The sequence below is a fragment of the Microcoleus sp. FACHB-68 genome (genome assembly GCF_014695715.1).
Lineage (GTDB): Bacteria > Cyanobacteriota > Cyanobacteriia > Cyanobacteriales > Oscillatoriaceae > FACHB-68.
The window spans coordinates 456,044-468,832 of sequence record NZ_JACJOT010000009.1; the positions used below are offsets into that span (position 1 = coordinate 456,044).

At 47.4% G+C, this 12,789-nt stretch carries 10 protein-coding genes; 5 read left to right on the top strand and 5 right to left on the bottom strand.

Translation table 11 applies throughout. The features are described from left to right. Nucleotides 1–197 precede the first annotated feature (197 nt). From H6F73_RS17250 to H6F73_RS17260, 3 genes are all read right to left on the bottom strand, one after another. A complete protein-coding gene (locus H6F73_RS17250; protein WP_190760002.1) occupies nucleotides 198–569 on the bottom strand; it encodes an STAS domain-containing protein in 372 nt (123 codons plus the stop codon). A gap of 308 nt (nucleotides 570–877) precedes the next feature. Continuing rightward, nucleotides 878–1,024 carry a hypothetical protein gene (locus tag H6F73_RS17255; protein WP_190760003.1) on the bottom strand — a complete coding sequence of 49 codons (147 nt, stop codon included), beginning with the start codon at nucleotides 1,022–1,024 and terminating at the stop codon, nucleotides 878–880. Nucleotides 1,025–1,114: 90 nt separating this feature from the next. After that, on the bottom strand, nucleotides 1,115–1,267 hold the full coding sequence (locus H6F73_RS17260; protein ID WP_190760004.1) for a hypothetical protein: 153 nt from the start codon (nucleotides 1,265–1,267) through the stop codon (nucleotides 1,115–1,117). 30 nt (nucleotides 1,268–1,297) lie between these two features. Here H6F73_RS17260 and H6F73_RS17265 point away from each other — a divergent pair, with 30 nt between their 5' ends. Continuing rightward, the gene (locus tag H6F73_RS17265; protein WP_190760005.1) at nucleotides 1,298–1,927 is read left to right on the top strand and encodes a DedA family protein; all 630 of its coding nucleotides are present in this window, start codon (nucleotides 1,298–1,300) and stop codon (nucleotides 1,925–1,927) included. An 89-nt stretch (nucleotides 1,928–2,016) separates the two neighbouring features. Here the strand turns inward: H6F73_RS17265 and H6F73_RS17270 are convergent, their stop codons facing one another. After that, nucleotides 2,017–3,219, bottom strand: coding sequence for an argininosuccinate synthase (locus H6F73_RS17270; protein ID WP_190760061.1), 1,203 nt, complete (start codon nucleotides 3,217–3,219; stop codon nucleotides 2,017–2,019). A 61-nt stretch (nucleotides 3,220–3,280) separates the two neighbouring features. Next, nucleotides 3,281–3,418 (bottom strand): hypothetical protein, encoded by a 138-nt coding sequence (locus H6F73_RS17275; protein ID WP_190760006.1) that lies wholly within the window; start codon nucleotides 3,416–3,418, stop codon nucleotides 3,281–3,283. A gap of 922 nt (nucleotides 3,419–4,340) precedes the next feature. On the opposite strand from H6F73_RS17275, the gene H6F73_RS17280 reads away from it, so the two are divergent. The 4 genes from H6F73_RS17280 (at nucleotide 4,341) to H6F73_RS17295 (ending at nucleotide 12,740) form a co-directional block, all read left to right on the top strand. Next, nucleotides 4,341–9,722 (top strand): PAS domain S-box protein, encoded by a 5,382-nt coding sequence (locus H6F73_RS17280; RefSeq protein ID WP_190760007.1) that lies wholly within the window; start codon nucleotides 4,341–4,343, stop codon nucleotides 9,720–9,722. A 358-nt stretch (nucleotides 9,723–10,080) separates the two neighbouring features. Continuing rightward, nucleotides 10,081–10,755 (top strand): glycosyl hydrolase 108 family protein, encoded by a 675-nt coding sequence (locus H6F73_RS17285; protein WP_190760008.1) that lies wholly within the window; start codon nucleotides 10,081–10,083, stop codon nucleotides 10,753–10,755. Nucleotides 10,756–10,929: 174 nt separating this feature from the next. Beyond that, the gene (locus H6F73_RS17290; protein WP_190760009.1) at nucleotides 10,930–11,484 is read left to right on the top strand and encodes a GUN4 domain-containing protein; all 555 of its coding nucleotides are present in this window, start codon (nucleotides 10,930–10,932) and stop codon (nucleotides 11,482–11,484) included. 44 nt (nucleotides 11,485–11,528) lie between these two features. Beyond that, the gene (locus tag H6F73_RS17295; protein ID WP_190760010.1) at nucleotides 11,529–12,740 is read left to right on the top strand and encodes a DUF4336 domain-containing protein; all 1,212 of its coding nucleotides are present in this window, start codon (nucleotides 11,529–11,531) and stop codon (nucleotides 12,738–12,740) included. Nucleotides 12,741–12,789 lie beyond the last annotated feature (49 nt).

A 12,789-nucleotide genomic window follows, 5' to 3' on the forward strand; every position in this document is an offset into this window, starting at 1 on the left:
TAGTGTTTCTCGCTTTTTAGACAAATTTTTAGCTTATTGGTAGAAACACTGAAAGTAATTTAAAGAATTTATGAAGCGATAAAATTTATACTGACACTTCAAAAGTCGCTTTCTTCAAAGCAAAACCTTTAGCTATTTTTTACCCGTACAAGATGCACCGACTGATAGATCACACACACCCATTCAAACTCAACCCTTTAAGCCGCGACTAGCCCGATATTTATCAGCGGCGCAGCGTCTTGAACCAAAGTTTGCACAAACCCATCATAACTGTCAAAAATTTCAAATGCTCTATCAAGCTGGGTGATTTCAAAAATCAGTCGTACCGTCGCTTTCAGGTTACAGATCACCAGGCGGCATCCCTGTTGACGCGCCGCTCGCAGCCCCGCTACTAATTCAAATAAGCCTGAACTATCCACAAAATCAACCAAACTCATATCAATGACCCAGAGATTATGCTGCTCTGGTAAGATTGCGGCAACCTGTTGCTGAAAAGCTCTGCCACCGCTTGCATCTAAACGTTCTGGTGGGTGAAGAAGGATAGTTTGATTGACTGATATGGATTTCATTAGTTTGACCCTAGTAGGTAGAGAAAATAAGTGCGTATTGCCGGCTGAGAAAAACTCAAAAGCAATACTGTCGTGATGCTATTAGGATGGAATAAGTTTCCTGAAGTTGGTTTGTATTCCATCACAATCATCCTGTGATTCGCATCACACAGCACAGGCTTATGAAATTTGTAGTATTTAGCAAGCCTTAAAAGATAGTCGGCAGCCTATTTATAGGGGGGAATTTTTTACTGAAAGTTGGTTATGTAATTGCGATTTTGACGCAACCAAAGGCTTAGTAGTTGCCATTTAGGCAGGAAAATCGATTTCTAGAAAAAATAGGGAGGAAGTGCCGGCAGTCCAGCAGTTTCAGGCTTTGCCGGCACTTTCTTAACCCATAGAGGATTTGGCCCGACCATTAGTCCCGCCCTAGGGCCGAAGCCTAAAAGCGCGGATAAATCAACTTCCTTAGCCAAAAAAAGGCTCAGAAGCTGTCTTTTTGGCAAATACCCGCAACTTCTAAGAAATCCTCCGATTTTGTTAAAATAAGTTCATACTAAGTTTAGTCAGTTCGGACTAAACCTATCCCAACCTTGACCGGCAAACACAAAAGCCCCACGGGTTGGCTCAAAGTCGTTTCCGATTAAGCAGAAACGCCCATCTGTGAATACAGGTTTCCACCGGCACATAAACGAGTTGCCGTCTGGAGGATGTGACAAAAGTCTAAAAATTTGAGAAGGCTGTGTTGAATGTCCCTTGAATTTGTATCGCTGGAGACAATCCAGGAAATCGCACGTCAATACGGCTACTGGGCAGTGTTTCTCGGCATTTCCTTAGAAAATGCCGGCATTCCCCTTCCCGGTGAAACAATTACCCTCGTTGGTGGTTTCCTCGCCGGCAGTGGAGAACTAAATTACTGGTTCGTCCTAGCAAGCGCAATCGGCGGGGCTGTGTTGGGTGATAACTGCGGTTACTGGATCGGTAAATGGGGCGGCTGGCCCTTAATGCTGCGTCTGGGTAAAATTTTTCGCTTCTCAGATGAGCAGTTACAAGAAGTCCGAACCCAATTTATTGACAATGCTGCTAAAGCCGTATTTTTAGGCCGATTTGTGGCATTGCTGCGGATTTTTGCCGGCCCGATGGCAGGCATCGCTCAAATGCCCTACGGAAAATTTTTGTTGTGTAATACTGCCGGTGCAACCATTTGGGCTGCTGTCATGGTGAGTTTAGCCTTCTTTGTGGGCCGAATTGTCCCCTTAGATCAGTTAGTCGCTTGGGTCGCTCAATTTGCCATCGTGGCTTTAATTTTAGTCGTAGCTTGGATTGCCGTTCCCATTTGGCTAGAATCTCGCGCAAAGCGACTGGAAACGAGGGACTAGAGAAATGGGAAGAGAGGGATTAGGGATTAGGGAAGAGTAGAAGAAATGTCTCAACTCTCCCCCTCTCCCCCTCTCCCCCTCTCTTTCTGCTAACCTCTCGTTTTCTGTGACCAAACGCGAGTCGGCAGCCCCCAGACATAGATAAAGCCTTCGGCTGCTTTATGGTCAAAGGTGTCGTCAGCCCCATAAGTTGCTAAATCAGGGCTGTAGAGAGACTTGTCAGACTGCCGGCCTACCATTGCGGCGTTGCCTTTAAACAACTTGACTCGCACCGTTCCAGATACTCGCTCTTGAGTCTTTTCAATAAAGGCATCCAAGGCAGCTTTCAGCGGACTGTACCACAGACCGTTGTAAATCATCTGGCCGTAGGTTTCTTCAATACCGCGCTTGTAATGGCTGACATCTGCCGTTAAAGTCAGGCTTTCCAGATCGCGGTGTGCTTGAATTAACACCCAAAGAGCGGGCACTTCGTAGATTTCCCGCGACTTGATTCCCACAAGCCGGTTTTCTACCATATCAATGCGGCCAACTCCGTGATTACCGGCCAACTCGTTCAGCTGGGAAATCAGCGCCACCGGCGACAGATTTTGGCCATTGAGACTGGTGGGAATGCCCCGTTCAAAGCCGATTTCAACATACTCAGGTTCGTTAGGAGTATCTGCGATCGCTTTCGTCATCTGGTAGATTTCTTCCAGCGCTTCCGTCCACGGATCTTCCAACGGGCCGGCTTCAATGCTACGACCCAACAGATTTCGGTCAATACTGTAGGGGGAAGATTTTTTCACCGGCGCAGGAATGCCACAACGCTCTCCATAAGCGATGGTTTCCTCGCGACTCATCCCCCATTCCCGTGCCGGTGCCAGGACTTTTAAGTGAGGATTAAGCGCCGCTATTGAGACATCAAAGCGGACTTGGTCGTTGCCCTTGCCGGTGCAACCATGCGCGACCGCATCAGCACCGTATTGTTCAGCCGCCTCGACTAATAGCTTAGCAATCAGCGGACGAGCCAGAGACGTCGAGAGCGGATAGCGATTTTCGTAGAGAGCATTCGCCTGAATGGCTGGAAATGCGTAGTCCTTCACAAAGCTTTCCGTCGCGTCTACCACAAGAGATTCTGCTGCACCCGATTTCAGTGCTTTTTCTTTAATCGGGCCGAGTTCTTCTCCCTGCCCCAGATCAGCAGCCAGGGTAATCACTTCCTCAACACCCCACTCTTGCTTTAGGTAGGGAATACAGACGGAGGTATCGACTCCACCCGAATATGCCAGCACAACTTTTTTAGCGCGACCCATTGATATTCGATTTCCTAAAACAACCAACTTTTCATTATCAACCCATTTCTTCCAGATCGTGTCAGGCACTCATGAGAAACGCCGGCAATTCTGGCTGCACAGAAAAGGCTGCACTGAACGCACCGCGCACGCGATCTTCTGGGTGAGGGGATAAAAATCCTGAATTTATCTTCAGCCGTGCGCTTACCGTTGGCTTCAACGCAGGCTGCCGGTGAAGACACTCAGTGTTGGCTACCCGTGACAGGTTAAGGCAAGTTATTTAGCCGTTACAAACTTTGCTAAGATTGTTTTATTTAGGACTTTCTGCTGTAGGCGGTAAAATCATAGTTTACTAAACTTTTACATGAAAACTAGGAAGCAAACTCTTTAGTTATTTTTTATCTGTGTAAGAGAAGCGTCTCAAAAACCTCCGCACAATTAACCCTGGAATCGAGAAAAAGTGGGTTTAAACAATTAAGTTGTTTTGATTTTTGCTCAAAAATTGAAATTATCTGAACTTTAGTAGGGAATCTACCTATAAGAGTCTCTAGAAATATTTGATAGAATTGTAATAGTTTAATTAGTATTTTAATGTTGGAGCTAGAAACTAAGCGGCGCTTGATAGGTGCTTAAGGCAGGGGGTAATAGACAAAAGAGTTGCCGGCCAAAATAACTCAGAGCTTTGGCGAGCGGGTAATTTTGAGCAAAAACTCTCAATACCACTCCTTTTTTTCCAGGAGAAGGCAAACAGACACTTTGCTTAAAGCTGGTGAAAGATTGAGAGCGGACAAGGGGAGAAATGCTCAAGTGAATCGTTACAATTCTTAACCTATTGAACATCCCAATTTTAAGCGCAAAGCGGTCAATCTTTAAGTTCCGTATCCATGACTGGAGAAAGAAAATTAACAAAAAAAAGAGTGTCTCGAAGGCAGTGTTTTGGGAAATTGAGGTGCTGAAACAGGCGTGAGTCCAAGCGAAGCCCTCACAGGCAAATTATCATAAACATCAGGATGCAGATGGGAATGCTTCATCTGAAGAGGATGCGCTACAGCATTGAAATCGGAGATCACTCACCGGCAGAGGAGATATCCGAGAGCGCGACATCAAAGTTGGTTAAGCCGTTCAAACCAAGAGGCTGAGCAATGAGCCGCATTTTACTCTTGCTACACGATCAGGAAAACCGGCAATGGCTAGCGGCTGAGCTAGCCAAACAATACCATGTCACAATCCCTGATGAAGAGACGAATGAGCCGATAGCAGATGTCGTAGCACTGGCGCGTTTCGATCTTTGCCTTGTGGACGCACCGGCTTTTGAGCAGTACCGGCACCAGCTAGAAGTGAGAAAAGCGTCTGAAGAACCCGTATTTTTGCCCGTTGTACTTGTGGGGGATCGCCGGCATTTGCACAGCCTAGCGCTCCCGTCGTGGCACAGTAGTGTTGATGACGTGTTGCTCACACCCACGCTGCCGGTGGAACTAAACTTGCGGGTGGACAGCCTGTTGCGAACTCGACGCCTCTCATTAGAAATGCAACAGCGCAAAATAAAAGAAATGTTAGAAGCCACCTCTTTGATGCGGCACAGTGAAGAAAGCTTTCGCTTGTTAATTGAAGGACTGACAGACTACGCCATTTTTATGCTGGACATCGATGGGCGAGTCACGAGTTGGAACATTGGTGCTGAACGCATTATGGGCTACCGCGCTGAAAAAATTTTGGGGGCGCATTTCTCCTGCTTTTACACCCGCGAAGATATTAGGTGCGACAAGCCGGCACAAGAGTTGCAAATGGTGCTCACCGCCGATCAGTGCGAAGATGAAGGCGTTCGCGTGCGTCAGGATCGGTCGCAATTTTGGGCAAATATGACGATCACTGCTTTGCGGGATGCTAACAAAGAGCATCCGAAGGGTGAAAAGCAGGAGTTAGTCGGTTTTTCCGTAATTATTCACGATCTGAGCGAGCGAAAAAAGATTGACGAAGAACTCTGTCAAGCCAACCGATCCCTAAGACTTCTTTGTGATTGTAATCAGGCACTTGTCCGCGCTTCAGACGAATCGGAATTACTGCACGATATTTGTAGAATTATCGTAGAAATTGGCAAATACCGTGCTTGCTGGGTTGACTTGAGCGAACTGGGCAACCCTGATCGCTTGCGGACAGTTGCCCGATCAGGTGTGGAGCTTGAACAATTAAGGGGGGAAAACGAAGCCGCTGAATTTTCAATTTTCACCGGCACTGATACGGCGCAAAACTTTGGCAGCGATTTTCATCATTACCCGATGTGTGAGCCAACGGCGGGTTGCGGTGGATCTTTCCTTGCCTTGCCCCTACTGGATGCAAACCGCAAAAAAGACAAAGGAAAATTAGAAGCGGAAGCACCTTCTTTACAGACCGATCTTTTTGGGGTTTTAACCATTTATATCGCCGAACCGGATACCTTTAAGCCCCAAGAAGTGCAACTGCTTCAAGAATTGGCAAATGACGTGGCTTATGGTATAATTTCGCTGCGAACTCGTGTTGAACGCTCCAAAGCACAAGCCGCATTGCAAGAAAGCGAAGAACGTTATCGGCAGTTAGTCGAACTTTCCCCAGAAGCGATCATTGTCCAAAGCTACGGCAAGATCGACTTGATCAATAGTGCCGGTGTTAAACTGCTCGGTGCCACCCGTTCCGAACAGCTCATCGGGCAGCCGGCGCGCGATTTCGTACATCCTGATTATCAGGAAATGCTGACATCAAGAACTGACATCGGCACAGCAGAAACCCAGGAAGTGCGCTTCACCGAACAAAAGTTGCGCCGGCTTGATGGCACAGAAGTGGATGTCGAGTCGGCAGCGACTTTTTTCAGCTACCAATCTGTGCCGGCAGTGTTGACAGTCGCCCGCGATCTGACTGAACGCAAGCAGATGGAAGAAGCGCTGCGACAGTCTGAAGAACTTCACCGATTGACGCTTAGCAATATTTCCGAAGCCGTTTTAATTACCGATAATAGTGGGGATTTTACTTATATTTGCCCTAACATCCACCTAGTATTTAATCGCTCCTTGGAAGAGGTGCAAGCCTTGGGCAATATTGCTCAGTTGTTAGGAGAAAATTTGTTTGATCGTAACCATTTAGAAATTTCTGGAGAAATTCAAAATATTGAGTGGCAACCAACCGAAAAAATAGGCATTCACCGCACCTTACTTGTCAGCGTTAAACGCGTTTCAATTAATAACGGCACCATCCTTTACACTTGCCGCGATATTACCGAAAGAGTTCAAGCCGAAGCCGCGCTCAAGCAAAGTGAAGAACTACTACGAACCGTGGTGGAAACTCTGCCGGTGGGAATTTGGTTTACCGACCGGCAAGGTAAAATTTTGTTAGTAAATCCAGCCGGTGAACAAATTTGGGGCGGGCTTCGCTATCTCAACGCCGAAAGATACGCGGAATATAAAGGTTGGTGGGCTGACACCGGCAAACCCCTCAGCGTTGATGAGTGGGCGGGAGGGCGTGCGATTATCAAAGGCGAAACCTCAATTAACGATGTAATTGACATTCAGTGCTTTGATGGAAAACGCAAAACCATTCTCAACTCAGCCGTACCCCTACGGAATGCCCAACAAGAAGTTACGGGGGCAATTATTGTTAATCAAGATATCACCGAACTGAGACAGGTGCAAGAAGCGCTGCGTGAATCAAATCGGCGAATTGTTAACATTCTCGAAAGCATCACGGATGCCTTTTTCGCCCTTGATCGTCAGTGGCATTTCACCTATATTAACCGCCAAGCCGAGCAGCTTTTACAAAAGAACCGGCAAGAACTTTTAGGTAAAAATATTTGGGATGTGTTTTCTGAGGCAGTCGGCTCAATTTTCTTGGAACAGTATCAGCAAGCCGTTTCCACCGGCATTGCTGTCAGCTTTGAAGGGTTTTACCAGCCGCTCAATACTTGGTTTGAAGTTCACGCTTACCCAGGTGAAGATGGACTAGCCGTTTATTTTCAAGATGTTAGCGAACGCAAGCAGGCGCAGGAAGCACTGTTGGAAAGTGCTCACCAACTGCGAGCGGTATTTGAGGGCGCACTCGATGCCATGATTGTTGTCGATGACACCGGCCATTTTGTTGTCGTCAATCCAGCAGCTGGGGTGATTTTTGGTTTGTCGCCGGCAGAATTGATCAATCGCCACATTATGGACTTCGTACCTGAAGCCGGTTTGGATTTTGAACAAGCTTGGCAAATCTTTTGCAGCAAAGGGCGGATCACCGGCGAGTTTCGCCTACAGCGTCCGGATAAAACCCTGGTGGAAATTGAGTATTCTGCAGTTGCTAACTTTTTGCCTAATCGCCATCTTTCAGTCATGCGCGACATCACTAATCGCAAACGCACTGAGCAGGAGTTGAAGCAATATCGCGAACAGTTGGAATTGCTGGTTGAGGCGCGTACCGGCGAACTCACAAAAGCCAATGAACAACTGCAACAGGAAATTTGCTCACGATCACGAGTAGAAGCAGCGCACAGGCAAAGTGAAGAGCAACTGCGGACTCTAATTAATGCTATGCCCGATATTGTTTGTTTTAAAGACGGGCAGGGGCGATGGTTAGAAGCCAATGATGCGATCTTGCAACTGTTTGAGCTAGAAGGATTGAATTATCTTGGTCAAACAGATTCCGATCTGGCAAATTTATCGGGTTTTTATCGTGATGCTTTCTTAGGGTGCGAGCGAACGGATGAAGCTGCCTGGAACAACGGAAAGTTGTCTCGTGCGGAAGAAGTAATTCCCCAGCCAAATGGAGCGATAAAAATTTACGATGTGATCAAGGTGCCTCTGTTCGACGACTGCCACAACCGCAAAGGTCTAGTTCTGTTGGGGCGCGACATCACTGAACGCAAACGCGCTGAGGGAGAACTCGTGCGCTTGGCGTCAATTGTAGAGTCTTCTGATGACGCAATTGTGAGTAAGACATTGGATGGGATCGTTGTTAGCTGGAATGCCGGTGCTGAAAAAATATATGGTTACTCGACAGAGGAGATGAAAGGACGCTCTATGAATATCCTCGCTCCACCAGACCATCCTTTTGAGATGCGGCGAATTCTAGAACGAATTGAGCAGGGAGGGCGTCTTGAGCATTACGAAACCATGCGGATGCGGAAAGATGGTCAGCCAATTCATGTTTCTATGACGATTTCTCCGATTGTTGATGCAGTCGGCAGAATTATTGGGGTTTCTACAATTGCTCGTGATATCACCGACCGTAAGCGGATAGAAGCAGCTTTAGAACGACTGCGGCATCAAAATGAGTTAATTTTGAATTCCGCAGGGGAAGGAATTTGCGGGTTGGATGCGCGAGGCAGAACGACGTTTGTCAATCCGGCAGCTTCGAGAATGGTTGGCTATGAACTGAAAGAACTCCTCGGTCAGCCGATCCATATATTGTTGCAAAAACCGCTAATTGCTTATCGGGGAGAGGGCAAACCGGCAAGTGAGGAAATTCCTAACGGTCAGTTTTCCACTCCCCTAGCCTCCGAGTTGGGATCTGCGCCGGTTCGGACGGTGGAAGCTTTAGCGGTGCGTTCAGCGTCTGCGAAGGGGGTGGGGGTTTACAAATGCCCTGCGCCAGCCTACCAGATGCCGGCAGATCACTCGCCACAAGATTGTCCGATTTATGCTTCGCTTCAGGATGGTTCAGTTCACCATCTTACGAATGAGGTGTTTTGGCGCAAGGATGGTTCTTGTTTTCCGGTTGAGTACGTCAGCACGCCGATTCGAGAGCAAGGGGCGATTGTAGGGGCGGTTGTTACGTTTAAGGATATTACGGAACGCCTTGCGGTGGAACGGATGAAGGAGGAGTTTATTTCGGTGGTGAGCCACGAACTCCGAACACCCCTGACTTCTATGCGCGGGGCTTTGGGGTTACTGGCGGCAGGACTACTCTCCCAAAGCCCGCAGAAGGCGCAGCGGATGCTGGATATTGCGGTGACGAATACTGACCGTTTGGTGCGTTTGATCAATGACATTCTCGATCTTGAGCGCATCCAGTCGAGCAAGATTGCGATGAATAAACAAATTTGCAATGCCGGCGATTTGATGTTGCAGGCGGCTGATACGATGCGGACTATGGCTGAAAAAGCTGGGGTGGCGCTTTCTGTGGTGCCGGTTGACGCCGAACTCTGGGCTGACCCGGATCGTATTCTCCAGGCATTGACAAATCTCTTGAGTAATGCAATAAAATATTCTTCTTCCGGGACGATAGTTGGGCTAGCCGGCGAAGTGGGTTCTTCGTCTTTGGCAAATCATCGCGACGGACAGCTTTTAATTAGTGTAAAAGACCAAGGGCGGGGCATCCCAGCAGACAAACTGGAAACGATTTTTGAACGCTTCCAGCAAGTAGATTCTTCTGACTCCCGCCAGAAGGGGGGCACCGGCTTGGGTTTGGCTATCTGCCGCAGTATCGTACACCAGCACGATGGCGAGATCTGGGTTGAGAGTGCTTTGGGCGAGGGCAGCACGTTTTGCTTTACGCTGCCACTTTTAAGGCGGGACTAAGTTGCAGGTGGGCCAGGGTTAGGGGAGTGCCGGTGGAAAATTCTTCTCTCCCGCTGCCCCGTTATGTAATATGGGTCGTTTTTGGCAAGATTTTTCCTTGTATTTATTTACTTTAGCATGATGCGATGAGTTTTCAAAGAGAGTCAGCAATGTTTATACATTGTAGTTTTTTGAGTTAAGGGTTTGGCTGTTGGCTATTTTTGGCAAAGCGATCACTTCTTTGAAATTGATTGAATGAAGCGAGGATTGTTTTTTGGAGCCGGCATTCAGGAAATTTTGTTTCAGGGAACTTTTTTTATGTTGATTGCGCTCTACAAATTCTGCATTATCTTTTGCAGTTTCTGGGGAAAGTTACTCAATGAATTTTAGAGAATGGGCTGGGCGAAAAAGTCAGCCGGTTCTAGCTTTAAATCTGGTTTTAGGACTATTTGCAGGTTCTTTGTCGGTTCCGCTATTGCCGGCTGATTGTTGGGCGCAAGCTCAATCAGTGGCAGCTTTTGATTCGGCGTCTTTTCAAGCGGCTTTACGTTTTACGCTTTACTTTGAGGGCGGGTACTCGAATCATTCAGCAGATGTGGGGGGCAAAACGTATCGTGGAATTTTGCAACCTGAATATGATGCGTATCGAGCCGGCAAGGGGTTGCCGGTTCAAGATGTGCGGCGGATGGATAATTCTGAACTCTGGGAAATTTACTATAGTTACTGGGACGCTTCTAGGGCTGAGTCAATGTCTCCCATTTTGGGTGTGGCGATGTTTGATACGGCTGTGAATTTTGGTAGATCGGGAGCGGTGCGATTTCTTCAGCAGGCTTTGGCAGTGCCGGTGACGGGATCTTTTAATTCTGAGACGTTTCAGGCTTTGCAAAGTCAAAATCAGGAAGAGATTGCTAAACGGATGATTGAGAATCGCATTCAATACCGTTACAAGCGTGTGAGAGAAAGTCCTTCTCAGCAGGTTTTTTTGCAAGGTTGGCTGAATCGAGACTATTCTTTATGGAGTTATCTTCAGTGGTATCAACAACAAAGCCGGTGAGCATGAGGATACGTTGGTTTGGAGCTATCAGGTTGGGTTGGAAATTTTTTATATAGAACCGCAGATAAACGCAGATAAACGCAGATGTATGCGAGAGGCTGTCGTTAGGGGTAGGCAGATAAACGCAGATATTGGCAGATGAGCTATCTAGTTTGGCAAGAGGTTTGAGGTGATATGAGTTACTTTAAGTCGGTTAATTTTGCTGTATTCGTCAGCGCGATTGTTGCGGTTTCTGCGACGGCGCTTGTCGTGATGAATTCTCCCACCGGCAGAGTGGAAGCGGTGAACCCTTCGGTGAAAAGTTCAGAGGTTGGAGCGAATTATGGAAAACTTCAAGATTTACTGAAGGCTGGCAAATGGGAAAAGGCTAATTCAGAAACAACGCGGTTAATGCTTTGGATTGCTTATCAAGGCAAGGAAGTTCCTGAAGTTTGGATAGACCCAGAAACAATGGCAAAGTTTCCTTGCACTGACTTACGCACGATTAACCGGCTGTGGGTTGAAAGTAGCAAAGGGCGTTTAGGCTTTTCTGTGCAAAGGCGTATTTATGAACAAGCTGGAAAAGATTGGTTAAAATTTAATGAACGCCTGGGTTGGTACAGTCCTAGTGGAGATTTAGACGGCAACAGTCTAACTGAAAAACCCAAGGATGGAGGTTTACCATTAATTACAAGGGAAATCGGTTGGCCTTCTTTGACGCAGCGGCTAGGGGAGTGTGGAATACAGTAAATTATCTTTAAATTGATGCCGGCTACTTTAGGAACGGGCAGGAAATGCAGGGACAACAAATTCATTCTCAGGATTTTTCGTGGCCGTTCTGGCCGGCTCTGCCCATTTATCCTTACGGCAGACGGAAAACTATCTGCCAAGAAGTGGTTAAGGATACGGTTTGGACGTTTGACCAGCTTCAGGGCATCTTTTATGTGGTCGTGCCTATTCGCATGACAGTGGTCAAACTCGATAGCGGCGGTCTACTGATCTATGCGCCGGTTGCGCCGACTCCTGAGTGCGTGCGACTGATGAATGAGTTAGTAGAAAAACACGGTGACGTTAAGTACATTATTCTGCCAACGATCTCCGGTTTAGAGCACAAAGTCTTTGTGGGACCCTTTGCCAGACGCTTTCCCAGTGCACAGGTCTTTGTCGCGCCTTCTCAGTGGAGTTTCCCGCTAAATTTACCCCTAAGTTGGCTTGGCTTGCCGGCCAAACGCACTCACGTACTTCCACAAGAGTGCAGCAAAACTCCTTTTGCCGGCCAGTTTGATTACGCGATTTTAGGGCCGGTGGAACTTGGCCCTGGACGATTTGCAGAAGTTGCTTTTTTTGATCACCGATCTCGCACGCTGCTGCTAGCAGACTCGGTGGTTTCTATCCCCAAAGATCCCCCAGCAATTGTCGAAGTTGATCCCTATCCCTTGCTATTCCATGCCAAGGATGATGCCACTGATCGGCTAGAAGACACTCCGGAAAACCGCCGTAAAGGATGGCAGCGTATTTGCTTATTTGCGATGTACTTTCAACCAAGTGTGCTGGAAGTTCCCAAATGGGGTGAAATATTTCGCAACGCTTTTAAAGCACCAGATCGTTCCAAGAAAGGTTATTTCGGCTTGTTTCCCTTCCAGTGGAACCCAGAATGGAAACGGTCATTTGATGCGCTACGAGGCGAGGGTCGTTTGTTTGTTGCACCTGTTCTTCAAGCACTCATTCTGAACCGATCTCCGAAGGAAACCTTGGAATGGGCTGATCGGGTAGCCGGTTGGGATTTTCAGCGAATTATTCCCTGTCACTTTGACTCCCCCATTAAAGCAGATTCGCAGCAGTTTCGCCAAGCGTTTTCTTTTCTGGAAAAACAGCCTTCTCGGAGTACCGGCTGGTTGGGGACTAGCACTTATCCATTGCCAGAGATAGATTTTAAATTACTGAGGGAAATCGATACAAATTTGAGCAAATCTGGCATTGTGCCGGCACCGAAAGAAAAGATTTAACGAAGCACTTGCGTCAGTTACTTTTTTCACTACTTGCCTGTCGGATAAT